The organism is Veillonella parvula (assembly GCF_018378075.1).
In the GTDB taxonomy this organism is placed as follows: domain Bacteria; phylum Bacillota; class Negativicutes; order Veillonellales; family Veillonellaceae; genus Veillonella; species Veillonella parvula_K.
In genome coordinates this window covers 479,816-506,522 of sequence record NZ_JAGZYE010000001.1, presented here as the reverse complement: position 1 = coordinate 506,522, position 26,707 = coordinate 479,816, and the positions used below count along the sequence as shown (strand labels likewise).

The window sequence follows — 26,707 nt, the reverse complement described above, 5'->3', positions numbered from 1 at the left end:
ATGTTATTACTTAACTATTAAAAGGAGAATATTATGAAGTCTGTTATGCATATGATTCATGGAGTGAATCATCGATTAGAAATGTGCGGTCAATGGGTCGTAGATCGACTACATATTTCTCGTGTTCGAGAAGGGTTTAAAAAATCGAGAAAAGGCGGATTTACTCTCGTTGAGTTAATGGTTGTAGTAGCGGTTATCGCTATATTAGCGGCTATTGCGATGCCACAATTCTTATCTGCAGCGGATAAAGCTCGAAACGCTAAAGAAACAGCAGATATTCAAATTATTAAAAATGCCACTCAATTGTATATGATTGATAAGAATGTCGACACACCTCCAACAGTAGAAAATCTATATAAGGAAGGATATCTTACTGAACATGTTAAGACTGCAAAAGGAAAAGAATACACTATTACTTATGAAGTTGTCAGTGGTGGGACTTCAAAATCTGTTGTTGTTAAAGCACCTAATGAGCCTTAATTAACTTGTATAGATTATGAATTACATACGTTAGTTATATGAAAGGACAAGGTATGAAAGGGACCAATTATGTGATAGGACTTTTTGTATATATAGCATCTATATTGCTACCTGTTATAGTTTCATCAAAAGCAATATCTTATACTCACATTGCTTTGTATGCTGTGTTTTCACTCATCATCATAGCAGGTGCTACCATCGATATGCATTACTATATATTGCCTGATGAAGGGGCATTAGTTCTTGTAATAGGTGGCATTATATATAGCTATATAAATGATCAATCTATGTTAGTAACCTTATTAAGTGTTATCAGCGTAGGTACTATTACATATGGACTTCGTTTGATTAGCCATAAAGGCTTTGGCATAGGCGATATTAAATGGTTTTCTGCTATTGCAATATGGCTCACTCCATGGGAAATTATATGTTTCTTTTACGTAACTTTTTGTGTTGGTTCTCTCTATCTCTTACTCACCGGTTATCGTAATCGATATATCCCATTTGGTCCCTTTCTATGCTTTGGCGGATGGTGTGCCTTACATGGTGGTTCCTATATGGAGGTGCTTTATCAATGGTTAAGGTGCAACTTATAAATCGTCAAAGTGGATCTTTATTGGCGGAATGGATTATTACTATTGGTTTAATCTTATTGCTCATTTCTATTGCCTTACCTATTGTGACAACACCTAGTCGTTATACTTTAAATGGTGCTACGCAAGAGGTGGCGTATATGCTCAAGAAAGTTCAACTGTGGTCTATGTTAGGGCATAAATCTAATGGTAAAGGGAGAATGCTTTTTATTTTAAATAAGGACAGTTATACCTTAGAGGAAGATGTTAATCATCATACGGTAAACATATTATTACCGCAAAATATTGAGAATGAACGGTCTATGACAATTATTTCTTTTTCAGCCTTAGGCTTACCTTATGATGGGACAGAAATTATTTTGAAAGATCGTGAAAGTGGTGAGAAAAATCGTATATGGATATCTGTACAAACGGGGCGAATTAGATGGGAAGAAGTGCACTGAAGGATTTATGTATGGTGACGCTTTAATATCAGCCGCTATAATCATGTTCATTTTACCGATTATATTATCTATATTTTGGATGGCTACTCTTACGGTATATAAGGCGTATTATTGGGATCATATATTGCAAGATACCATAACGTATTTAGAAGTGGCTAAAGCTTCTTATTATAAGAATGGAAGAATAGAAACTGGTGTATATAATTCTCAATTTACAATGAGTCCCAGTGAAAAAATTACCTATAAAACACATATAAAGCCTGTAGTGATAGAAGGTGTATCTTTACAACGATTAACAGTAGATGCCATCGACAATCAATCTGTTGTCTATTCTCTATCAGTTGATTTGGAGGGGATACATTGAAGGGCGAGGATATAGAAACGGTAATTGGGAAGAATAAAGAATACAAGCAGAATCCCATAACAGATAGAAATAAAAATAGAAATGATATGGGTTTTATTTTGTATTCTACGCTTATTAGTATGATGATTTCTATCATAGTCCTTACCTTATTGTTAGGTATCCTATTCTATGCAGTTATGTGGGATGCTAAATTACTTGATAGTGTAGCTATGATGGAGGATGGTCGATATACACGGCGTATGGTTGTGGCTCATATGATATGGAATCCTGTGAAGGTTACTGTAGAAGATCGTAATACAAGTTTATATATTCACGATACAAAGCGCACAACCTTAACTGTACAACGTCATGCATTATACAGAAAATTAACGGATGGTAGCTTGCAACCTGTCAGTGGTAGTCGAATTGTAGGAACTACAGATAAAAGAAATGTGGGCTATACCCAAGAATACCCTTTTAGTGTAGATACTAATGGGACCGTGTATTTACGTTGGTATATTAATAATCGTTTTGTTAATGATAGAAAATACACAAGTGGTTATGGAGGATTATCCATATATGAGGTCTCTGTTGGACAAAGTGCTATTTATGATTGGTATACAAGTAAAGAGGAGACAGATTATGAACGTAGGAGCCCATAACGCGGGCTTTATCACTTATATAGCGATACTTACAATGTCCTTTTTATTATTATTAGCTTTTATGGGGCTGCGGATAGGACAAATATGTGAAAGTAATGTGGTAGACGAATTGCATTTGGAAGAGGCTCATTACGCGGCACAGAAAGGTGTTCATTGGTTTGTGGGCTATTGTAAATTAGGAAATGTATGGGACTTTCAAAATAAATTAGTTGTGATAGATGATGAAAATGTAGAGATTACTATTGAAGCAGACCAATCAACAGATAATCCGCGACATATTATGAGTTATGGAAAATTGAAAAATAGTGAAATCGTGAGTCGTGTACATATGTATGTGACCGTAGATAAAGAAAAACATATGCATGTTATAAAGGTAAAACCTTATTGAGGTGATTCTATGAAACGAAAAAAGAGAATACATTCTGGAGTATGTATAACTGATGAACATATTGTATGTGTTACCGCTCATATAGAAAATAAAACAATGGTCATTACTGATGCGTTAGAAATGAAGCGTACAGGACCTATTGATGAAGACGTTACAAAATTTATAGAAACGTATAATTTAGATGAAGGGGCTTATAGTATTGTTGCTAATATTGATACACAAATGCATGTAGCACCTTATGATCCTCATGATTTTGATATGAAGGAGTTTATAAAGTGGAATATAGAGGACTACTTTAGTTTTGAGGGGGATAGTTTCCAAATGGATGCTTGTCGCCGGGAATATCCACGACACAATTATCATATGTTTATGGTGGCTGTAGATCGGCATTCACTAGAGCTTTTGAAGCAAGGTATACGAGATACTTATGCACCCGTTGATGTTATTGATTTTTGGCCTATTCCTATTTGTTATTGCTTGATGCGGCGCAGCGGTACTGTAACAGGTGTTGTGGAAGAAGGCGCCATGCATTTATGGCTTTGGTGGAATGATATATGCATTCAAGAGTGTATTGTACCTATTACTAGTAGCGATGTAGCTGAAGCTATGGATAAGTTAGAAGTGAGATTACAAGACTTTGGTATAGATGAGATACAGGGAATTCGGATGTATGGGTTAGAATCTATAACAAATGAAGAACGGACAGATATGGAAGGTATAATTTCCATGTATGGAGAAACTGAATATATTCCATTATTATTTTTAGGTCGTGGTCGTAATCGTTGCAAGCAAGGACAATTAGATTGGGACATGGCTATCGGTATGGCAGCAAGGGGGCTTAAATGGATTGGATTGGGCTGGTAAGGACAGATGTATTAATTTAATGCCTCGCTCGTTACGATGGCATAGTTTATGGCATACCTATCGATACCTTCTTTATGGGATAAGTCTTATATACATTATAGTAGGGCTTGTTACTATATATAGTTGTTGGTCAAGCTATCGTAGCTATGAAAATCGAAAGATAGACTTTGTGCGATTGCAAGCAAATGCTCAGTATCAAGAAATACATCAACAATATGGTGAATTAATGGAAATAAGAAATAAAATAATAAAGAATAAAATCCTTAAGAATCAAACAGATATATTACCCAATACAATGGTCCTTTATATTCTTGATGCCGCTATGTCAGAACATATTAGTCTACAGCATCTTAGCATTAAGGATGGGCGTATCAGTATAGATGGTATAGGTACGAGTGACGAAATGTGTCGTAAATTTATTGCTATTCTCCAACAAAAATTACTAGGGATGGAGTGTCATGGAACAGTTAAAGCAGATAAAGGTGTTTATACATTCCATATGGACGGATCTAAAAGAGAGCACAACGTATCAGGTCGAGAGAATATTAACGGGCCTAGTGTTGTGGGGGATGCTCATTAGCCTTTCTATGTATGGGCATATTTATTTTGAAGACAAAAATAATAGCTTAAAAAATCAACAAGATAATTATAATATACAAATGAATGCTGAGTCAGATTATATAGTGTCTAATGAAGCAAAACTATTAGAATCTTTTACACGGAACAAGACATCTAATACGAGTTCTAATACAAATATTTTTGATTCCTTGCAAGGAGAACCATTAATGATTGTCAGTACTGATGAGCATGAAGGTATACTAGAATTAACAGTATTAGGTAGTACAGAGCGTATGATTAACTGGATAAATACTGTTGAAGAAAAGGATCCTTCACGCCGTATAGAAATAGAAGATATAGAACGTAAAGGTAATGTAGTTTATGTGCATTGTGCAATTAAATCGATTATAAAACCTTAATGAAAATCGGGTGTACTGTATAGAGACAGATTATAGATTTTATGTCTATAGTCTGTCTTTGTTTTTGGACCATTTTATAGTACAATGAAGGATATGTAATGATAAGGGGCACATAATAGATGATAATAAAACGGAATATTATGCTCATCGGTTCTATGGGAAGTGGCAAAAGTCACTTTGGACGGAACCTTGCAGAACGCAAGGGTTGGCAATTTGTAGATACCGATCGCGTATTAGAAAGTCGTTTTGGGTTGCCCATTGCTGAGATTTTTAAAAAGATAGGAGAAAAAGCATTCCGCCGCGCCGAAATGGATGTACTAAAAAAGGTTTGCTTATACCATGAAGCAGTGATTTCTGTGGGTGGGAATTTTCCTATTGAACATCGCACCTTAAAGGTATTAAAAAAATATTCCTATATTATTGGTATCCGAGCTGCACAATTCCGTATTGTCAGTCGTGTGAATCGCCGTGTTGGGAAACGGCCTACCATGGACTATAGTAATGTGAATGCCTTTGTACATGCTATGATACAATCGTGGAAGCCCGTGTATAAGCAGTGCGATTTTGTACTAGATACAACAAATGGCCGGACCTATGATTTTATACAGCGTATTGAGGATGAATTAGATGCCTCAGATGTGCAATTTAAAGCAAGACGTCAACCCAATGATATAAACGATGTAGATGCTAAAGAAGCATCTGAAGATATACAATTTAATAATCAACAAAGTAGGAAAAAAGAGATTTCTGAAGCAGTATCAAAAAGAGCAATGTCTAATAAAATTCGTTATGATAAACGGTATAAACAAAAGACTTCTAATCAAACGAATAAAAAAGGTAAGGCACATAGTATATCCAAACAACGTACACCACAAGGGGGTAATGGATATGAGAAGAATCGCAATACTAACAAGCGGCGGAGACGCACCTGGAATGAATGCCGCCATAAGAGCGCTAACTAGAAAAGCTATACATGAAGGTTTTGAAATATTTGGTATTGAACGTGGCTATTTAGGTATCATTGAGGAAAAGATATTTCCCTTATCGAATCGAGACGTTGGTGGCATCATAACACAAGGTGGTACGATGCTGAAAACGGCACGCTTTCCAGAATTTCAGAATGAAGAAATTCAACGCAAAGCTTATGATATTTTGAAAACTTATGACATTGACCATTTGGTTGTTATCGGTGGTGATGGCTCCATGCGTGGTGCTACAAGTTTATCTAAACTTGGTATGTCTACTATGACCATTCCATGTACGATAGATAATGACATGGGTGGTACACAATATACGATAGGCTATGATACGGCTCTTAATACGGTAGTTGATGCGGTTGGGCGTATTCGTGATACATCAAACTCCCATGAACGTGTAGCTATTGTGGAGGTTATGGGGCGCAAAGCTGGACATATTGCATTAAAGGCAGGCCTAGCTTGTGGGGCAGAAATAGTTTTGGTTCCTGAAAATCCCATGCCTTTACATGCGGTTTGTCGTCATTTAAAGGAAACACAAATTCGGGGTAAAGAATATAGTGTTATCCTCGTTGCAGAAGGTGCCTATAACAGCGGTGAGGTGAAAGCTTTTATCAAGGAGCATACAGAATTTGATCCTAGCCTAACTGTGTTAGGCTACTTACAACGTGGCGGTGGTCCATCGGCATTTGATGCTATTTTAGCGGCTCGCATGAGTGAAGTCTGTATTAATTTATTGATGAGTGGTGTCGCTAACCGATTAGTAGGTTATATAGATGGTCATATCCGTGCACTATCTTATGAAGAGGCAGAATGTCTTGAATTTCCAATCGATGAGAAGGATTATAGATTATTGTCAATATTGAGTAGTTAATGGCCCGTAAGGGCCATTTTTTATATATCATAATTTATTCATTAATGAAATTATATTGCGTAAAAGCAATTGGTGCTGTATAATTTAAAAATACTATATGTGTTGATATAGAATAAATGTCTTTTTAATATATCTTCATCTTAAAAAAAGGAGATCATAATGAAAGAGTTCTTACAAAAGCATCGTAAACGTATAGTAACAGGTGCTGTTGTTCTTTGTGTTCTTGGTGGCGGCACATATTACTACATGGATAGTCTAAATGCAAATCAAGCACAAACGTTATATACTACTGGCAAGGTTGAAAAGGGTGATGTAAAAACTAGTATCAGTGCCACAGGTACTATTAACCCTGTAAATTATGTAGATGTTTCTACAAATGTTGCTGGTAAACTTGAAAAAGTTTTAGTTAAAGAGAATGATCAAGTTACGGCCGGTCAAGTTATCGCTTATATTGATACACGTCAATTACAAGCATCTGTTGATGATGCTCGTGCAGCGTTAGCCAAAGCAGAACTTGATATGAATCGTTATAAATCCTTGGCGGCTCAAGATGCTATTGCACAACAAACATATGATGATTCTGTAACATCTTATGAACGTGCTAAATCTACTTATGAACGTGCTGCCGCAGATTTAAGTGATGCTACTATTACAGCTCCAATGTCTGGGACTGTTGTTGGTACACCGCTAAAAGCCGGTCAAACTATTAGTACTGGTATTTCCACACAAATGATCATTGCTACCATTGCAGATTTAAAAAATTTAGAGATTTATCTTACTGTAGACGAAACCGATATTGGCAATATCAAACAAGGTGCAAAGGTAGAGTTTACTGTAGATTCTAAGCCAGGTGAAACTTTCACCGGTTACGTTTCTGAAATTGCAAAAGGTACAAAAGGTAATATGGGAACAACAAGTAGTAGCGTTGTGTACTATACTGTTAAGGTTCAAATTCCTGAAAATATTGCAGGTAATTTCTTACCAACTATGACGGCTCGTGCCACAATCTTTGGTGAAGATATTAAAAATACATTGGTAGTTCCTCTTACTGCTGTACGTACGGACAAACAAGGTGAGTATGTATATGTTATAAAAGATGGTCAACCAGTACGAACCGCTGTCTCTACAGGTGTAACTGGGGATACTAATGTTCAAATCTTAAAAGGTTTATCTGAAGGTGATGAAATTATCGTAAGCGGTGATGTGAATGCACCAAAAAATAATGTAGCTGGACCATTCTAAGGGTAGGTGCTTATGAACCAAACAGTAATTGACATACAAGGAATTACAAAAACCTATGTGAATGGCAAATTATCAGTACCTGTTCTACATGGCATTGATTTAGTTGTCAATAAGGGTGAATTTGTATCCATTATGGGACCATCTGGCTCAGGTAAATCAACCTTTATGAATATTCTTGGATGTTTGGACCGACCTACAACTGGTTCTTATCGACTCAATGGAAACGAGGTTGCTACCTTATCTGATGATGAGCTTGCGTATGTGCGTAATAAACAGATCGGTTTTGTATTTCAAAGCTTTAATTTGTTGACAAAATTGACAGCCCTAGAAAATGTAGCGCTTCCTATGATTTATGCCGGTGTAAATAAAAAGATGCGCATTGAACGGGCCACTCAATTATTACAGTCTGTCGGCTTGGGCGAGCGTATGGACCATTTGCCATCCGAGTTGTCTGGTGGGCAACGTCAACGTGTGGCGATTGCTCGTGCATTGGCAAATAATCCTGCTATTATCATGGCTGATGAACCGACAGGGAATCTTGACTCTAAGTCAACCATCGATGTTATGAACATCTTTCGAGGCCTTCATAATGAAGGCCGTACGATTCTTCTAGTTACACATGAACCGGATATTGCTACGTACGCGAGTCGTAATGTAGTCTTGAAAGATGGGATAATCGTAGAGGATTCGATCAATTCTAATATGACTCCTATAAAGGAGGTGCCTAATGTATAAAGAAAGTTTTCTAATGGCATGGGCTTCCTTGATTGCTAATAAATTGCGCTCCCTCTTGACCATGTTAGGTATCATTATCGGTGTAGCAGCTGTTATTGCCTTGGTATCTATCGGTAATGGGGTGAAGCAAGATATTGAGAATTCTATTTCTAGCTTAGGCTCTAACTTGTTGGTAGTTCTGCCAGGGGCGCCGCGGACGCCAGGTGCTAGATCTTCGCAGGGGTCCATGAAATCGTTGAAAATATCTGACTATGAAGCTATTGCTAAGTTAGAAGGTGTAAAAGCCGCCAGTCCTATGACAAATGGCTCTTATGTGGTGATTTATCAAAATAAAAACTGGACTACATCTGTTGCGGGGGTTAATTCTAACTTTCAGGACGTAAATAATTGGACTATGACATCTGGTCGATTTTTCTCCGATAAAAATGTTCAGAACCGAGAACGTGTAGCGGTTGTGGGACAAACGGTAGTAAAAAATTTGTTTGCTGATGAAGATCCTGTAGGCAAGGAAATCCGTGTTAAAAATATTCCATTCCGTGTCATTGGTGTTCTCAAAAGTAAAGGGAACGGAACCATGGGTAATGACCAAGACGATACGGTGTTAATTCCATATACAACATCAATGGAGCGCGTAGAGGGCATTGACTATCTTCGCAGGGTGTATGTTGTGGCTAAGGATGATGGGGGCATTGACCGTTTGCAGGCAGATATAGAGAATTTGTTGCGTGTTCGTCATAATATAAAAGATACAAATTTGGATGATTTTAATATTCAAAATATGAAATCTATTATGGAAACAGTGGCTCAGACGACGGGAACATTTACGTTATTCCTAGGGGCTGTAGCTGCGATTTCACTCGTTGTAGGTGGTATTGGTATTATGAACATCATGCTTGTATCTGTAACGGAACGGACTCGAGAAATTGGCGTGCGTAAAGCTTTGGGGGCTACGTATAGCGTAATTGTTACACAATTCTTAATAGAAGCTGTTGTAATAAGTTTGATGGGGGGCTTTATTGGTATTGCTTTCGGTATAGGAGCCTCAAAAGTAATCGGAATGGTATCTGGAATGAGTACAATTGTATCTGTTCCAACAATCATAATGTCCTTTGCCTTTTCCATGGCTATTGGTTTGATTTTTGGTATATACCCAGCCCGTAAAGCGGCTAAGCTCAATCCAATCGATGCATTGCATTATGAATAGTTTTGAATTTATAAATGTGTTTTCTTAAGAACATACCATATAATTAGATAGAGTTATTCGCATATGGTGCGTTGCATGATACAATATGTATGATGTAACGCACCATTTTTATATGTTTGTATTGAATTTTGACATATAACTATAAAGATTTTCATACAGGTAATGTAATAGACTTAGTATTTAGATTAGTTAATCTATGGGTATGTATATAGAATGGAGAACCTTATGGCTACAACATTGTTAGAATATTTCAACGAATTACGAGATCAAAACCCATTTTCTTGGGTGAAAGATTCTGAGATTACAGCAGTGGAACCAGGTCATGCGGAAATGACATTGCAAACAAATGAAACAGATTACTGCAATTTTAGAGGGGATTTGCATGGTGCCGTATGTATTGGCTTAGCAGATAGTGTGATGGGGACTGCTTGTTTTACATTGGGAAAATCTGTTAGCACCATTGATCTTAATGGTAACTATGTGAAAGCTGTTAAAGGCGGTGCTGTATTGCGTGGTGTAGCCAATGTAGAGCACAATGGTAAAACTACTATGGTTGCTACCGCTCGTATTTATAATGAATTAGGTGAACTTGTTCACTTGGCACGGGGTACATTTTTTGTACTAGAAGAGAAGCCATTACCTGATTTACCATGGCGTTTTATTGAAGAAGACAACCCTGATTTGGTATAATATAAGTTAGACTTTTACAAATAGGAGGATGCTTGAATGGAACAAGAATTACAACGTATTAAGGCAGAAGCCCTTGATGCCATCAAAGACGCTGCTGATCAACAAGCGTTGCAAGATATACGTGTTAAATATTTAGGTAAAAAAGGCGAGGTAACGGCTTTACTAAAAGGTCTTGGTAAATTATCTCCAGAAGAACGTCCGAAGGCTGGCGCCCTCGTTAATGCTGTTCGTGAAGCGTTAGAGGCTGAAATTGATACAGTTAAAGCTCGTATGGAAACTGCAGAGTTAAATGCTCGTTTAGAAAAAGAGCGCATCGATATTACATTGCCTGGCCGTGCACAAAAAGCTGGTCATATCCATCCATTAACAAAGGTTAATGAAATGATTGAAGACTTCTTCATGAAAATGGGGTATACCGTTGAAGAAGGTCCAGAAGTAGAGCAAGATTACTACAACTTTGAATGCTTAAACTTGCCTAAAGATCATCCTGCACGTGATATGCAAGATTCCTTCTATATTACAGAAAACTTCTTATTGCGCACGCATACATCTCCAGTACAAGCTCGTACAATGCAACGTCATGAACCTAATAGTCCAATCCGCATGATTGCACCTGGTAAGGTTTACCGTTGGGACTATGATGCGACTCATTCCCCTGTATTCCATCAAGTAGAAGGCCTCATCATCGATGAGCATATTACATTTGCTGACTTAAAAGGCACATTAGAGTCCTTCTTACGTCACATGTATGGTGATGACACAAAGGTACGTTTCCGTACAAGCTTCTTCCCATTCACAGAACCATCTGCAGAGGTAGATATTTCTTGTGTAATGTGTGGTGGTGAAGGTTGCCGCGTATGTTCTCATACAGGCTGGCTTGAAATTTTGGGCTGCGGTATGGTTCATCCCGATGTATTGCGTATTAATGGGTACGATCCTGAAAAGGTTAAAGGCTTCGCCTTTGGCATGGGCGTAGAACGTATTGCTATGCTTTTATATGGCATTAATGATTTACGTCTATTCTTTGAAGATGATGTACGATTCTTGGAACAATTTTAGGAGGAACTCATGAAAGCAAGCTTACAGTGGATGAACGAATACGTGCCTGTGGATATGAATCGTCCTGCACAAGAATTGGCCGATGAATTAACACAAGCTGGTATTCCTGTAGAAGATGTCATTGCTATGGATAATGGCATTAAGAAAATTTATACTGGCAAAATCGTGGAGATTACAAAACATCCAGATGCAGATAAATTACAAGTATGCCAAGTTGAATGCCTTACAGAAGAAGGTGAACCTGTTACAAAACAAATCGTAACGGCTGCTACAAATGTTGCTGTAGGCCAAATCGTGCCTGTAGCATACCATAAATCTCGCTTAGCTGATGGTACAGAAATTAAAAAAGGTAAATTGCGTGGCGTTGTTTCTGAAGGCATGTTCTGTTCCGTTGCAGAATTTGGTATCTCTAGCGACTTAGTATTGCCAGAAGAAGCTCAAGGAATTTACATTTTCCCTGAAGGAACACCAATTGGTCTTGATGTAAAAGATGTTTTAGGCTTAAATGATACAGTATATGAATTTGAACTCACCGCTAACAGAGCTGATTGCTTCTCAATGGTTGGTTTGTCCCGTGAATTTGGAGTCATGACAAATCAAAAAGCTTTATTCCCTGTTATTATGGTTAACGAGAATGGCGAATCCATTGAAGGCAAAGCATCTGTATCTATCGAAGCTGATGATCTTTGTACGCGTTTTACAGCTCGTGTAGTAACTGATGTTAAGGTTGAGCCATCTCCATTGTGGATGCAAAACCGTTTACGTAATAGCGGCATTCGTCCTATTAATAATGTAGTAGACGTAACAAATTATGTTATGTTAGAACTTGGTCAACCTATGCATGCCTATGATTATGATCATGTAAAAGGTCATAAATTAGTGGCGAGACGTGCTAAAAATGGTGAAGTGCTTGTTACACTTGATGGTTCTGAACGCGAATTGAATGACTCCATGCTTATTATTGCTGATGCTGAACGTCCAGTAGGTGTAGCAGGTATCATGGGTGGCTTTGATAGTGAAGTGACAAACGAAACGACCACAGTTATGTTTGAAGCTGCTGTATTTAATGGTCCATCTATTCGACGCACTGCTAAAGCTCTTGGCATGCGCTCTGAAGCATCTGGCCGTTTTGAACGTGGTGTAAATCATAAATACACCGCCTATGCTATCGACAGAGCGGCGCAATTATTGCAACAAATTTGCCCTACTTGTAAAGTTGGTGTAGGCGTAATTGATGTATATAAAAATCCTGTAGAACAACATACAGTTACTTTCACAGCAGCACAAATCAATGATTACTTGGGTACAAACATTGAAAAAGACGAAATGGTTCGTATTTTGACAGCCCTTGAGTTCGTTGTAACCGAAGACGGCGACAAGTTGTCTGCCCTCGTTCCAACATGGCGTGGTGACGTAACAGTGATGCCTGATATCGCTGAAGAAGTAGCTCGTATTTACAACTACGATAATATTGCGCCTACAATTCCGGTAGCCGTATTATCCTCTGGTGGTATGACACCTAAGAAAGCTCTTACTAAAGAGGTAACTCATGCATTGGCTAAATTGGGTATGACTCAAATCATTACATTTAGCTTCATGCATAAAGATGGTCTTTCCAATATGATGCTTCCTGAAGGGGATAGCCGTTATACAGCCATTCCAATCTTGAACCCTATTTCCGAAGAATTCCCTTATATGCGTACTACATTGGTGCCGGCTGTTATCGAAGCAGCAAAACGCAATATTGCACAACAAAATAAGGATCTTTGGTTATTTGAAACGGCTAATGTGTATGAACCAAAAGATTTACCTTTAACAGAAGTACCTCATGAACGCCCTATGGCTTGTGGTATTTTGATGGGGAAAGCAAACCAAGCTGGTTGGAATCAAGCAGAACGCACTACAGATTTCTATGATGTAAAAGGTATTGTAGATGCGTTGTTAGCTGAAGTAGGCGTTACAAGCTATGAAATTAATCGTGGCACTGAGCCATACTTTCACCCAGGTGTGAGTGCTCAATACGTAGTTGATGGTAAAATGATTGCTCAATATGGTGAATTACATCCACAAGTGAGCAAAAACTTTGACTTACCTGGCAAAGTATATATGTTTGAAATCGATTTGGAAGCCGTATTATCCTTAACGATTCCACCGTTCCGTTATACATCCTTCAGTAAATTCCCAGGCACTAGCCGTGACCTTGCTATCGTTGCACCTGTGTCCGTATCTAGTGGTGAAATTTTATCTATAATTAAAGAACATGGTGGAGAATATTTAGAAAGTGCATCTATCTTTGATGTTTATGAAGGTGAACATATCGAAGCTGGTTACCGCAGTCTCGCATACAACTTACAATTCCGCTCTATGGAAGGTACGTTGAATGATGAGGATATTGACGGTAATATTCAAGCTATTATTGATGCATTAGCAGAAATTAACTGCAGATTACGTTAATTTTAAGTAGTATATTGAAAGGGTTTACCGTATGGTAAACCCTTTTAGTACTATAGTTATGCCTTTAGTTAGGTAGAAAGGACTGTCCATGGAATTATTGGCTCCTGCCGGTACGATGGAAAACTTTATAGCCGCTTTAGAATCCGGGGCTGATGCCATTTATCTTGGTGGCAAAGGTTTTAATGCCCGAGCTCATGCAGCAAACTTTGGAATTGAGGAATTAACCGAGGCTATTCGCTTGGCCCATATTCTAGATGTGTCTGTATATGTAACGGTAAATATCCTCATAGGTGACTCCGAATTATCTGCTCTTGAGGCATATTTAAAGGACTTAGAGCGCATCGGCGTGGATGCTATCATCGTTCAAGATTTAGCAGTGGCTAAATTGGCGCAGCGAGTGGCTCCTAAATTACACTTACATGGCAGTACACAAATGACTGCAGCTACGCTCGATGCGGTTCGTTTTTATGAAAGTCTCGGTTTTACACGTGTCGTTTTAGCTCGTGAATTGAGCCTCGCTGAAATTGAACATATTTGCAAGAACTGTACAGCTGAAATCGAAGTCTTTGTACACGGTGCGTTGTGCGTATGTTATTCTGGTCAATGCTTAATGAGTTCCTTCATCGGTGGTCGCAGTGGTAACCGTGGTGCTTGTGCACAGCCTTGTCGGTTGCCTTATGAGCTATTGGATTCTTCAGGTACTAGCTTGTTGCCAAAACACGAAGCCTATCTATTAAGTCCAAAGGATCTTAACTATAGTGAATATATGAATGAACTTGTGGCGACCGGTGTTACGTCCTTTAAGGTAGAAGGGCGTATGAAAAAGGTTTCCTACGTGCGTCAAGTTATTGGAACCTATCGTCATATTTTAGATACGGCTCATATAGATTCTACTGATGCCGATGCATTAGCTTCTGGATTTAATCGTGGATTTTCTACGGATTATTTAACAGACCATGTAGGAAAATCAATGATGACCGTGGTGGCCCCAAATAATCAAGGGAAATTGATTGGCAAAGCAGAGGTCAAAAAGGGTCAAGTTCATTTATTCCTAACAGAACCAATTGAAAAAGGATCACTCTTAAAGGTCATGCAAAGTTCTGGTAGTATTACGTACTATCAAATCGATCAGAACTGGTCTCTAGTGGATGAAAAGCATATTGTAGGTAAACCGGATGAAGGCTTTGCTGCGGGGCAAGTATTCCTTGCATCAGGCCCTAAAGCTCAAAAGCAACGGGGACTACAAGACTTTACCGCTAAATTAGAGGTACATGGTTATCTATCTATTAATACTGAACGAGAAATACCTTATACAGAACTAACCTTTGTATTGAATGATGGTCGTACTGTGACTATATCTAACGAGTTTGAACCTGTTTATGCTAACAATAAACCGACTACATTAGAGAAGGTTAGAGATCAAGTAGGTAGATTAGGGAATACATTATTTACACTAGGCTCTATGTCTATTCCTGATGGACCGTACATGTGGCCCGCTAGTGTTTTAAATGCATTGCGTCGCGATGCTGTAGAGGCGCTAGAAAACTTGTTGATTACAGACCATGAAGCAGCTTGGGCAGAACGTGCTGTAGAACCCCGAAATATGTCATCGTTAGTAGCTAAAAGTAAGGTTCAATACACAGAGCCTATGGTGAGTGCTCGCGTTGATGAACTCGATGGTGTAAAAGCAGCAATCGAAGGTGGTGCTAAGAAGATTATCTTTGGTGGTGACCGTTTGCAACGTAAGCCTTATGAAATTAGCATCTACGAGCAGGTAGCCAAACTTTGTAAAGAGCATAATGTGCTTTGTGTATTTGCTACGCCTCGCGTCGTTAAAGATGATGAGGTAGACGCGTACATGAATACGCTTAAGGCCATAGTTGAGTCTAAACCAGATAGCATTTCTATTCATATGCCACAAGCTCTATTATGGCTTCGTGAGTTAGGGTATTCAGGTGCTATTGAAGCTGATACAGGTCTTAACATATTCAATGGCTCTGCACTACAAGTATGGCAAGATTTTAATATGAGTAGTATAGCTCCATCCTTAGAGTTGACCTTGGCACAACTAGTGAACTTACAAAAATCTGCTCATTTGCCATTAGAGGTAATGGTACACGGTTATACAGAAATGATGATTTCTGAGTATTGTGCCATCGCTAGTTTTGTGGGCACTGGCAAAAAGGAAAACTGTCCTATGCCATGTGTAACAGAGGACTATGCATTGAAGGACCGTAAAGGGGAAGTGTTCCCATTGCGTACCGATCCTTATTGCCGCATGCACATCATGAATAGTCATGAAATGGATATGCGTGCTTACGTGCCCGAGTTACATCGTAAAGGTCTACATATCTTGCGCATCGATGGGCGTCATATGGATCCACATCGATTGCGTAACATTGTAGCAGATTATGTATCTATTCAAAATGGAACAAAAGAGGCTCCTCCTAAGAGCGTAGGTAAGGATGATACGCCTATTACAAGGGGCCACTATTTTAGAGGTATTTTATAAAAGAGGTAGTACATTGTTTAACGAAGATGTATTAGACTTTCACCATATAAAAGAACAATTACAACAACATTGTAGTTCTACCATTGCTAAAGAATTGGCTATGCATATTGAACCAATGACGGATGCTAAAGCTATTCAAGAGAACCTTGATGAAACAGCAGAAGCCATGCGTTCTTTGCAAACTGAGGTAAAACAACCGTTAGGTGGTACGCGAGATATTCGTGAATCATGTAAAAAGAGTCGTAAAGACTTTGTTCTTACTCGTGAAGCATTGTGGGATATTTACTTGACCATTGGTGCTTATAAGCGGATGACAAAGTTCTTTAGAACAAAATATATGGAATATCCATTGCTATCCCTATGGGTACAGGATATGCCGAATACAGACCGCATTGAAAACAGTTTTAAACGCGTCTTTGATGAAAAAGGGGAATTGCTTGATACAGCATCTCCTAAATTGGCGAGTCTTAGAAACACGATTATTAAAACACGTGAAAAGATTAAAAATGATATTCAAGCTATCTTGCACGACAAGGATAATCAGAAGTATTTCCAAGAAACGATCATTACACAGCGTAACAATCGCTACGTAATCCCTGTAAAACAGGAATATCGCCAATATTTTGATGGTCTTATTCACGACCGTTCTGCAACGGGTCAAACACTCTATATTGAACCGATGCGCTTGGTGAATCTAAATAATGAATTACAAGAGGCTTTGATTGGTGAAGAGCAAGAGGTATTGCGTATTTACCGTGAATTATCAGCCCTTGTAAAACAACATAGTAATGATTTGATGGATGCCTGTGAAAAGGTATCACACATCGAATTTGTATATGGTAAGGCGAGCCTTGCTATTTCTTATAAGGGTGTACCGGCCATCTTGAGTACTGATAGAACAGTTAATCTCATGAGAGCTCGTCATCCATTAATTCCACCAAATGTAGTAGTGCCTACAAACATTCAATTGGGCACATCGTACCGTATTTTATTAATCACTGGTTCTAATACAGGTGGTAAAACAGTATCCCTTAAAACATTGGGGCTATTGAGTTTAATGAACCAATGTGGTTTATTTATACCTGCTGATCACGGCTCTATGTTGCCAATATTCCATAATATCTTTGCCGACATTGGGGACGAGCAAAGTATTGAGGCCAGCCTTAGTACGTTCTCTGCTCATATGACACAAGTTATTTCTATCATTAAACATTGTGGTCCTAATGACTTAGTCTTACTGGATGAGTTAGGTTCTGGTACAGACCCAGAAGAAGGTAGTGCACTTGCTGTATCCATCCTTGAGTTCTTCCGTAAAAAAGGCGCTCTCATGATGGTAAGTACCCATTATAATGAGCTTAAAAATTATGCATACCATACGGAAGGTATTGAAAATGGTCATGTAGAGTTTGATGAGCGCACATTAAAACCAACGTATCGACTCCATATCGGCGTAGCCGGTAGTAGCCATGCATTGAGCATTGCTGCACGCTTAGGCTTACCAAAGGATATTGTGACGCGCGCAGCAGAGTATAAATCTCAATTTGGTAGTCATGAAATGGAAGAGGTTCTTTCAGATTTGAATGAACAACTTCGTAAAGCCTCTGAACGTGAAAGAGCGTTAAAGAAAGAGCTGGACGAAACACGTCGCATGCGCGGCCAATTAGAGAAGGAAAAGAAACAGTTTAATGAAAAACGTAAACAAATCTTAGCCAAGACTCAAGCAGATGCAGAATCTATGAAACGTAGTTTACGCGTCGAAGGGGAAGCGATTATCAAGCAATTGAAAGCACAATTCTCTGAAACGAATAAGGATAAGCGTCAATCTGCTATTAATGCTGCACGTAAGGGTATCTCTAATGTACATATACCAGAATCTCCAGTAGATGATGATCGTAAATCTTTGACTGCAGATGCTATTAAGGTAGGCCAAGCAGTATATGTTACATCTTTGCGCTCATTAGGTACCGTATTAGCTATCAATGGCAATCGTGTAAATGTAGATATTAATGGACTAACAGCTACTGTAAAGGTTAGCGAATTACAATCTACTACACGTGAAGAAGGAAATAAGCTTGAACGGGAACAAAAAGCAGCTATGCCTAAGACTAGAAAGCGTATGGGTGGCTCTGCCGTACAACGCCAAAAAGAGGTTCGTACTGAAATCAATATTCTTGGACAAACGGTAGATGAAGCGACAGTTTCTGTTGGTAGATTTATTGACCAAGCTTTACTTGGTGGTGTTAATCAAGTGCGCATTATTCACGGTAAGGGGACTGGCGCATTACGTGAAGGTGTACATCAATATTTGCGTACCTTACCGCATGTAGCTCATTTTGAAACGGCAGGCTATGACGAAGGTGGTGCAGGAGCTACCAATGTAGTTCTGAAATAAAGCTACACAATAGTGATATAGTTATATATAATACAGTAAATTATTATCGTATATCAAATTGGTTATGGGGTATAGCTATATACATATATAGAAATAGAAAAGGTAGTAAGTTCTTTGAACTTACTATCTTTTTTTACGTAAAAGAAAGGAGCGGAACACATGTTCCGCTCCTTTAGCGTATGAGATTAACGATCTTTTTTACTAGACTTTTTACTTTTGGATGAATTAGATTTTTGTTCAGTTGCATCATCTTTTGAGCCACTGTCATCTTTTACAGCTTCATCTTTTGACTTGTCTTTATCGTCTTTTTTGTCTGCTTTTTCGTCCTTAGCAGCTTCTTTTTTAGGCTGTGCTTTTACAGGATTATAATAACCTTCAGAAACAGCTGATTGAGCGCTAGCAGGAACGGAGAAGTCAGATGCAGGGGTATTGGCAAGAGCATTTGCCATGAATTGGCCCCACATAATAGCAGGTGTGTCACCACCGGTGATGCCTCGTAATGTTTCCGAGCCATAGTCATCACCAATCCAAACGGCAGCTACTAAATCAGGCGTGTAACCAACGAACCAAGCATCCTTGGAATCATCTGTTGTACCAGTTTTACCTGCTGCAGGACGACCGATTGCGGCATTACCACCAGTACCGCCATTTATAACGGATTCTAGCATATTTGTAATGATTGCTGCATCTTTTTCGTCTACAACGCGTTTTTCTTGGATGGAGTGTTCCTCCACAACTTGACCGTTGCGATCTACAATTTTAAGGATTGCCGTAGGTTGAACTTTGATACCGCCATTAGCGAGTACACCATAAGCTTGTACCATTTCAAGAGGGGTAACACCATGTGTTAAACCACCAAGTGCTGTAGACAAGTTGTAATCTTGATCAGTTAGAGTAGAGATACCCATTTCTTTAGCAAGTTTAATAACCTTAGTCATACCCACTTCATCAGCAATTTTTACTGCTGCTACGTTGCGAGAATGTTGTAATGCGTAGCGGTATGTAATGCTACCTACGTAGTCATTTTCATAGTTTTTAGGGCTCCAGCTACCGAAGCTAACAGGACTGTCTTCAACGATAGAGCCAGGAGTTTTACCAGACTGAATAGCCGCCAAGTAAACGAAAGGTTTCATAGCGGAACCTGGTTGACGTTCTGCTTGTGTAGCACGGTTGAAAGCGTCATCACCGCGACCGCCTACCATGGCTACGATGTAACCATTGTGAGGGTTCATTGCTACGATAGCACCTTGCGGTTGGTGCAAACCATTTTTATCAGTATAGAAGTCTGGTAAGTTTTGCATCGCTGCAACTGCAGCATTTTGAGCATCCATATCGAGAGTTGTATAGATTTTCAAACCATCTTTATAGATTGCATCATCGCCATATTTCTCAGAAACTTGAGCAATTACGTAATTGATGAAGTAAGACGCATTAGATTTTTCGTGGGTTTGTTCTTGTTTAGCCACTAAGCCTAAATCTGCTTGACGTGCTTGATCAGCTTGCTCTTGTGTAATGTAACCGTATTTAACCATTTGGCCTAATACAACGGCTTGACGTTTTTTACTAGCTTCCAAATCATTGAATGGAGAGTAGTAGTTAGGACTTTGTGGTAAGCCTGCAATGAGCGCTGCTTGAGCAAGCGTTAATTGGCTAGCATCCTTACCAAAGTACACATGAGCTGCAGATTGTACACCGTATGCACCTTGACCAAAGTAAATTTGGTTCATGTACATTTCTAGGATTTCATCCTTAGTGTAGTGTTGTTCAATTTTTAGTGCTAGTAATGCTTCAGAAATTTTACGTTTAAATGTTCTGTCTTGAGACAAGAATGCATTACGCGCTAACTGTTGAGTGATAGTAGAACCACCTTCAGATACGCCACTATGAACAAGGTTAACCCATACAGCACGTAAGATACCAACTGGGTCGATACCGTGATGGGAGTAGAAGCGAGAGTCCTCAGTAGCAACAAAGGCATTTTGTAAATCCTTTGGTACATCTTTTAAAGGTACAGGTAATCGATTCTCTGTGGAATGAACCGTTGTGATGAGATTACCGTGCACATCGTAAATTTGAGACGATGCAGAAGGACGTACATTGGATACATCTGGTAGGTTAGACAGTGTGGCACTGATAAAACCACAGCCACCTCCGGCTACGATGAGTATAAGGAGAAGGGCACAAATCCAAAATAGACGCTTTGGACTTGTTTTCTTCGGTGTAGAGCCGCTACCGTTAGAACGGCGGCTGCTTCTCGCATTTGAGTTATTACTCATAGAGTCACCTCTTTTTTCTTTTGTTAGTAAATATAACGTAAATTCTATTACGCAGTTATAAATATTATATCATAAATGGTTTAAATCCAATACTATATATAATTGTGAAAGTTTTTAGATAATGGTATACTTAAACAATAGTATTTCTAGGAGGATTATCATGATTAGTGCTCAAGAACAAGTGCGCCAAATTAAACATGGTGTAGCGGATTTAATTAACGAACAAGATCTTGTAAAAAAAATAGAGAAATCCATTAAGGAAAATAAACCACTAGTTGTAAAACTAGGTTTGGATCCAACGGCTCCAGATATTCATTTGGGACATACTGTTCCTCTTCGCAAGCTGCGTTTATTCCAAGAATTTGGTCATCAAGTAGTGATCGTCATCGGTGGCTTTACTGCTCGTATTGGTGATCCTACTGGTAAAAGTGTTACTCGCCCACCATTAACAAAAGAAGAAGTATTGAAAAATGCTGAAACTTATAAAACACAAATCTTCAAGGTATTAGACCCAGAAAAAACAATCGTTCGTGACAATAGCGAATGGTTAGAATCTATGAACTTTGCTGACGTACTTCGTTTGGCTAGCTCCTATACAGTTGCCCGTATGATGGAACGCGATGATTTCAGCAAACGCTTTAAAGAAGGTCGTCCTATTGGCGTGCATGAGTTTATGTACCCATTGATGCAAGGTCACGATTCTGTTGCATTACATGCAGACGTTGAATTTGGTGGCACAGACCAAACTTTCAACCTGTTGATGGGGCGTCATTTACAAGAGTTAGAAGGTCAAGAGCCACAAGTTGTTATTACAATGCCATTGCTTGAAGGACTTGACGGCATTCAAAAAATGAGTAAATCTTTGGGCAATTATATCGGTATTGATGAAGAACCTAAAGAAATGTATGGTAAAGCGATGTCCATTCCTGATGAATTGATGATGCGTTATTTCATGCTCGTTACAGATATGTCTATCGAAGAGCAAGAGGACATGGCAAAACGTCTAGAATCCGGAGAGTTACATCCACGTGATGCTAAAATGCAATTGGCTCGTACCATTGTTCGCTTGTACCATGGTGAAGAAGCTGCTCTCGAAGCGGAAGAAGAATTTAAACGGGTGTTCCAACAACGCGCCATGCCTACAGATATTCCTGAGTACGCTATGGATGCACCAACAGAACCAATCTTTGTACCACAATTCTGCACAGATGCTGGTTTAACCGCGTCCAATGGTGAAGCACGTCGATCCATTAAAGCAGGTGCTTTCAAAGTAAACGGTGAAAAATACACGGAAGAAAACCTTAAGCTAGAAGATGGCATGATCGTTCAAGTTGGGAAACGTAAATTTGTAAAAATTAAATTTAACTAATAAAAAACTGTGATGAGGTTTAGATTTCTCATCACAGTTTTTTCTGTCTATTTTGTTTATAAGATTATTTATCTACTGAACCTGTTGTTTGTGAAGCAAGAAATTGACTTACAAGTTAATGTATAATGAATATACAAAGACAATATAAATATAAAAATAAAATACAAATTTGATACATAAAAGATTTTTACAAATATTGTATAAAATAGATTATAACTTGTGTGAGGACCATTTATGGACAAGAAATTAAGTAACCTTTTATCACAACGAGAACATTCTGTTCTTACAGATATTGATGTTATTACAGCTGCAGTAGCCGTGCCTCTATTAGAAATCGATGGAGAAGATCATGTGGTGTTTACCGTGCGTAGTAATACATTGCGACGTCAACCCGGTGAAATCAGTTTCCCTGGTGGGCACTGTGAACCTAATGATAAAAGTGGTGCTCATGCAGCCATGCGTGAATGCTCTGAGGAACTTGGTATAGACTTAGATCAAATTGAACTGCTAGGAAATTTAGACTGTTTAGTATCTGCTATTGGTGTAAAACTATATGCGGTCGTCGTGCGCCTACATACAAGTGATTTAAAACCAAATTCTGATGAAGTAGGTGAGGTATTTACAGTTCCCTTACAATATCTATTAGATATGGAACCGACCGTAGGTCACCTAGACATTGGAACTAAGCCGTTAAAAGATTTTCCATTTCATCTATTAGAAGGATATAATATCGACTGGAAAATTAGACAAAACTATTCCGTCTATTTCTATCCCTATAAACAATACACCATATGGGGGCTTACTGGACGAGTATTGAAGAATTTTTTAGATATATATAGGGTGGTTAAATGAAACCTGAATTTTTTCCATGGTTATGGATTATATATGTAGCGTATGTATTATATAAGAGACATAGAGAAAACAATCATTTAGAAAAATCTATACTTATACTAGCTAGTATAAGTTTAATTATTGTTAGTGGTGGTTTTTCTTTATTAACTTATTATAATCTTTCGCCTGAATTGCAGCTTATGTTAAATATATTAATTATAATAGTATTGTTTATAATGAAAACATTATTTGGAGTGTAGCAGATGGAAATAATACAGTTGTTTGGTTATACAATGATTCCTATTTGTATTATCATTTCAATATTATTAATGATATATGGAAAGACTAGACATATTAAATATTTGGATCTAAAGGTACCATTAGGACGTTTATTCTATTTTTTCGGCAATGCATTTTCATTTATGTGTTGTATTTTATTAATTAGTTTTGGTAGTTATGTAATACAATCTAAAGATATTGCTGAAGGGATTAAATATTTAATCTTAGGTTATTCTTTTGGCATTTATGGATTTACATTCTTTTTTATGACTGGTATGAGAAGAGCCTATGATATAGGATTTCCATTTTGGGTATATCCAATTTTTATAGCTTTAATACTTTTAAGTCTTTTTATCAATGATACTATTTTTGAATTCTTGATACTTGGAATGTATCTATTTTTATTACAGCCAGGTAGAAATAACAATTAAGTAATAACTACATGTTAAAAGATGATTGCCTAGTATTAGGCAATCATCTTTTAGTTTTTTATCATTTTTATTTGTATAATAATCCTCATATAAATTGACAGATTTTAAATTAAGGTATACTATTTATGTGTAAAAGGTTTAATGTGTTGCACTAATTAATCTAGGAGGTTCTCACATGAATCGCGAAACAGCATACGTACTTTGGTTTGATGAATTACAACGTGAAGATGTTAATTTAGTAGGTGGCAAGTCTTCTTCTTTAGGGGAATTGACATCCTCCACTAATGTACCTGTACCTTATGGCTTTGCAACAACTGCCCATGGTTATCGTGAGTTTATGAAAGCTACAGGTTTGGAAGATAAAATCCGGGCTGAGCTTGATGCTTTAGATGATGTAGAAAATTCTGCATTATTGCGCGAAGTGTGTGCTAAGATTCGCCGCATGATTTGTCAGGAAGAAATGCCAAAAGACTTGGCAGATGCTATCCGTCATGCTTATGAAGAACTTGGTAAAAAAGTGAACGAAGAAAATCCATTTGTGGCTGTTCGTTCTAGTGCAACAGCAGAAGATTTGCCAGATGCAAGCTTCGCAGGCCAACAAGATACATATTTAAATGTACGCGGTGCTGACGTAATTATCGAAAAAGTAAAAGAATGCTACGCATCTACATTCACAGATCGTGCAACATATTATCGTGTAAAACAAGGCTTCGATCATATGACAGTAGCATTGAGTGCTGCAGTTCAAATGATGGTATTCTCTAAAGCAGCTGGCGTAATGTTTACTGTTGACCTTGTAACAGGCAATGATAACAATATTCTTATTGAAGGCTCTTGGGGTCTTGGTGAATATGTTGTACAAGGTACGGTTACACCAGATAATTTTCGTGTGGATAAAGAAAAGATGGAAATTACGGACCGTATGATTAACGATAAACATGTCCGCCTTGTTCGTAAAGCCGATGGTGACTGTGTTGAAGAAGTGGTTCCAGCTGACGAAGCAAAACAACAAGTTATTACAGATGCTCAAGTTTTGGAACTTGCAGAATATGCAAAAGCAATTGAAAAGCATTATGGTTGCTATATGGATATGGAATGGGGCGTAGATGAACGCAATGACAAGATTTGGATCTTGCAAGCTCGTCCAGAAACAGTTTGGTCCCGCAAAGAAAAATCAGAAACGTCCGAAAAAGCTAGCACATTAGATGCAGGTAATCGCGATATTATTGTAAAAGGTTTGCCAGCATCCCCTGGTAATGCAGCAGGTAAAGCTCACGTTATCATCAATCCCGAGGATATCGATGAGTTCAAAGAAGGCGAAATCCTTGTTACAGCTATGACAGCTCCTGATTGGGTGCCAGCCATGAAAAAGGCAAAAGCAATTGTTACTGACGCTGGTGGTATGACTTGTCATGCGTCTATCGTTAGCCGTGAGCTTGGTATTCCTTGTATCGTAGGTACTAAGAGTCGTAGTCATGAAGCGACTACCTCTATTAAAGATGGTCAAATGATTACCGTTGATGCTACAAATGGTATTGTATACGATGGCGTATTAGAAGATATCGTTAAAAAGCCTGAAGCTCAAGTTTCTACAGGGGTAGCAGCTGAATATGTACCTGTAACAGGCACTAAGATTTATATGAACTTAGGTGATCCTGATTTGGCTCAAAAATATGGTGTACTACCATGTGATGGCATTGGTCTCATGCGCGAAGAGTTCATTTGGACAACCTTTATTCATGAACATCCATTGCACCTTATCGAAACAGGGCGCAGTGACTTCGCTGTAAATACATTGGCGGAAGGTATGCGTAAAGTATGCCAAGCATTAGCCCCTCGCCAAGTAGTAGTTCGTTTGAGCGACTTCAAATCTAGTGAATACCGTGACCTTAAAGGTGGCGATAAATATGAACCACATGAATCTAGTGCATTACTTGGCTGGCGTGGCGCATCTCGCTACTATGATCCTAAGTACACACCTGCTTTCAAATTAGAATTAGAAGCAATCAAAAAAGTACGTAACGAATTTGGTTTTAAAAATCTACAAGTTATGATTCCATTCTGCCGTACTGTGGAAGAAGCTGAATTAGTAACTAACTTAATGGCTCAAGAAGGTCTTGCACGCAGCAAAGACTTTAAAGTATGGCTCATGGCTGAGATTCCATCCAATATCATCTTAGCTGATCAATTTAATAAATACGTAGATGGTTATTCTATCGGTTCTAACGATTTGACTATGCTTGTACTCGGTTGTGACCGCGATAACGAAACAGTTCAACATATCTATGATGAACGTAATTTAGCGGTTCGCAGAGCAATTCGTCACCTCATTGAGGTGGCCCATAAAGATGGTAAGACTGTATCTATCTGTGGCCAAGCGCCAAGCGTATACCCTGAACTTTGCGAATTCCTTGTGAAGAGCGGTATCGACTCCATTTCTGTTAACCCAGATGCAGTAGTTAATACTAAGAAAATGGTGGCTCAAATCGAACAACGAATTATGCTCGATGCTATGACTGGTCGTGGTCGTCAAGAATCTGACGAACTAATTTGGTAATAATATAGTTATAGTGAAAGAGGAGGCCTGTGGGTCTCCTCTTTTTCTGAATGGTAACTTAGGATATAATACAAACAG

The 26,707-nt window shown here is 38.4% G+C and carries 25 protein-coding genes; 24 read left to right on the top strand and 1 reads right to left on the bottom strand.

What is annotated here, in order from left to right:
* Positions 1–33: 33 nt before the first annotated feature.
* The 19 genes from KH286_RS02415 (at position 34) to KH286_RS02325 (ending at position 18,886) form a co-directional block, all read left to right on the top strand.
* Entirely contained in the window at positions 34–480 is a 447-nt protein-coding gene (locus KH286_RS02415; protein ID WP_004697182.1) for a competence type IV pilus major pilin ComGC, read from the top strand.
* A 53-nt stretch (positions 481–533) separates the two neighbouring features.
* Complete coding sequence (locus tag KH286_RS02410) at positions 534–1,076, top strand: prepilin peptidase (RefSeq protein ID WP_004697033.1); 543 nt, start codon at positions 534–536, stop codon at positions 1,074–1,076.
* Positions 1,055–1,516 carry a hypothetical protein gene (locus KH286_RS02405; RefSeq protein ID WP_004697487.1) on the top strand — a complete coding sequence of 154 codons (462 nt, stop codon included), beginning with the start codon at positions 1,055–1,057 and terminating at the stop codon, positions 1,514–1,516. Before KH286_RS02410 ends, KH286_RS02405 begins: the two co-directional genes overlap by 22 nt.
* Before the next feature lie 7 nt (positions 1,517–1,523).
* Positions 1,524–1,880 (top strand): hypothetical protein, encoded by a 357-nt coding sequence (locus KH286_RS02400; protein ID WP_004697191.1) that lies wholly within the window; start codon positions 1,524–1,526, stop codon positions 1,878–1,880.
* Positions 1,877–2,521, top strand: a complete 645-nt coding sequence (locus KH286_RS02395; RefSeq protein ID WP_278471674.1) for a hypothetical protein — start codon at positions 1,877–1,879, stop codon at positions 2,519–2,521. The genes KH286_RS02400 and KH286_RS02395 overlap by 4 nt, the downstream gene beginning before the upstream one ends.
* A complete protein-coding gene (locus tag KH286_RS02390) occupies positions 2,502–2,909 on the top strand; it encodes a hypothetical protein (protein WP_021148255.1) in 408 nt (135 codons plus the stop codon). Before KH286_RS02395 ends, KH286_RS02390 begins: the two co-directional genes overlap by 20 nt.
* Positions 2,910–2,918: 9 nt before the next feature.
* Positions 2,919–3,773 (top strand): hypothetical protein, encoded by an 855-nt coding sequence (locus KH286_RS02385; RefSeq protein ID WP_278471671.1) that lies wholly within the window; start codon positions 2,919–2,921, stop codon positions 3,771–3,773.
* Positions 3,774–4,095: 322 nt separating this feature from the next.
* Positions 4,096–4,353: a hypothetical protein gene (locus KH286_RS02380; protein WP_232055008.1), complete on the top strand. Its 258-nt coding sequence runs from the start codon at positions 4,096–4,098 to the stop codon at positions 4,351–4,353.
* Complete coding sequence (locus KH286_RS02375; protein WP_042986426.1) at positions 4,343–4,750, top strand: hypothetical protein; 408 nt, start codon at positions 4,343–4,345, stop codon at positions 4,748–4,750. The genes KH286_RS02380 and KH286_RS02375 overlap by 11 nt, the downstream gene beginning before the upstream one ends.
* A 119-nt stretch (positions 4,751–4,869) precedes the next feature.
* Entirely contained in the window at positions 4,870–5,712 is an 843-nt protein-coding gene (locus KH286_RS02370) for a shikimate kinase (protein WP_004696128.1), read from the top strand.
* Positions 5,684–6,598, top strand: a complete 915-nt coding sequence (locus tag KH286_RS02365) for an ATP-dependent 6-phosphofructokinase (RefSeq protein WP_278471923.1) — start codon at positions 5,684–5,686, stop codon at positions 6,596–6,598. The genes KH286_RS02370 and KH286_RS02365 overlap by 29 nt, the downstream gene beginning before the upstream one ends.
* Positions 6,599–6,757: 159 nt before the next feature.
* Positions 6,758–7,840 (top strand): efflux RND transporter periplasmic adaptor subunit, encoded by a 1,083-nt coding sequence (locus KH286_RS02360; protein WP_004696124.1) that lies wholly within the window; start codon positions 6,758–6,760, stop codon positions 7,838–7,840.
* 12 nt (positions 7,841–7,852) lie between these two features.
* Positions 7,853–8,575, top strand: a complete 723-nt coding sequence (locus KH286_RS02355) for an ABC transporter ATP-binding protein (protein WP_278471667.1) — start codon at positions 7,853–7,855, stop codon at positions 8,573–8,575.
* Positions 8,568–9,779, top strand: coding sequence for an ABC transporter permease (locus KH286_RS02350; protein ID WP_021148250.1), 1,212 nt, complete (start codon positions 8,568–8,570; stop codon positions 9,777–9,779). Before KH286_RS02355 ends, KH286_RS02350 begins: the two co-directional genes overlap by 8 nt.
* Positions 9,780–10,004: 225 nt before the next feature.
* Complete coding sequence (locus KH286_RS02345) at positions 10,005–10,469, top strand: PaaI family thioesterase (RefSeq protein ID WP_004696117.1); 465 nt, start codon at positions 10,005–10,007, stop codon at positions 10,467–10,469.
* 36 nt (positions 10,470–10,505) lie between these two features.
* Positions 10,506–11,528: a phenylalanine--tRNA ligase subunit alpha gene (pheS, locus tag KH286_RS02340; RefSeq protein ID WP_008601159.1), complete on the top strand. Its 1,023-nt coding sequence runs from the start codon at positions 10,506–10,508 to the stop codon at positions 11,526–11,528.
* Between the two features lie 9 nt (positions 11,529–11,537).
* Positions 11,538–13,982: a phenylalanine--tRNA ligase subunit beta gene (gene pheT / locus KH286_RS02335; RefSeq protein ID WP_278617558.1), complete on the top strand. Its 2,445-nt coding sequence runs from the start codon at positions 11,538–11,540 to the stop codon at positions 13,980–13,982.
* A gap of 88 nt (positions 13,983–14,070) precedes the next feature.
* On the top strand, positions 14,071–16,494 hold the full coding sequence (locus tag KH286_RS02330; RefSeq protein ID WP_278617557.1) for a DUF3656 domain-containing U32 family peptidase: 2,424 nt from the start codon (positions 14,071–14,073) through the stop codon (positions 16,492–16,494).
* Between the two features lie 13 nt (positions 16,495–16,507).
* The gene (locus KH286_RS02325) at positions 16,508–18,886 is read left to right on the top strand and encodes an endonuclease MutS2 (protein WP_278617556.1); all 2,379 of its coding nucleotides are present in this window, start codon (positions 16,508–16,510) and stop codon (positions 18,884–18,886) included.
* 185 nt (positions 18,887–19,071) lie between these two features.
* Here KH286_RS02325 and KH286_RS02320 read toward each other — a convergent pair whose 3' ends face one another.
* Positions 19,072–21,162, bottom strand: coding sequence for a transglycosylase domain-containing protein (locus KH286_RS02320; RefSeq protein ID WP_278617555.1), 2,091 nt, complete (start codon positions 21,160–21,162; stop codon positions 19,072–19,074).
* A 160-nt stretch (positions 21,163–21,322) separates the two neighbouring features.
* On the opposite strand from KH286_RS02320, the gene tyrS reads away from it, so the two are divergent.
* From tyrS to ppsA, 5 genes are all read left to right on the top strand, one after another.
* Positions 21,323–22,531, top strand: a complete 1,209-nt coding sequence (gene tyrS / locus KH286_RS02315) for a tyrosine--tRNA ligase (protein WP_105086757.1) — start codon at positions 21,323–21,325, stop codon at positions 22,529–22,531.
* Between the two features lie 234 nt (positions 22,532–22,765).
* On the top strand, positions 22,766–23,383 hold the full coding sequence (locus KH286_RS02310; RefSeq protein ID WP_105086756.1) for an NUDIX hydrolase: 618 nt from the start codon (positions 22,766–22,768) through the stop codon (positions 23,381–23,383).
* On the top strand, positions 23,380–23,622 hold the full coding sequence (locus tag KH286_RS02305) for a Zn-dependent protease with chaperone function (protein ID WP_278617554.1): 243 nt from the start codon (positions 23,380–23,382) through the stop codon (positions 23,620–23,622). Before KH286_RS02310 ends, KH286_RS02305 begins: the two co-directional genes overlap by 4 nt.
* 3 nt (positions 23,623–23,625) lie before the next feature.
* Entirely contained in the window at positions 23,626–24,072 is a 447-nt protein-coding gene (locus KH286_RS02300; protein ID WP_278617553.1) for a hypothetical protein, read from the top strand.
* A gap of 175 nt (positions 24,073–24,247) precedes the next feature.
* Positions 24,248–26,629, top strand: coding sequence for a phosphoenolpyruvate synthase (gene ppsA / locus KH286_RS02295; protein ID WP_105086754.1), 2,382 nt, complete (start codon positions 24,248–24,250; stop codon positions 26,627–26,629).
* Positions 26,630–26,707: the final 78 nt, after the last annotated feature.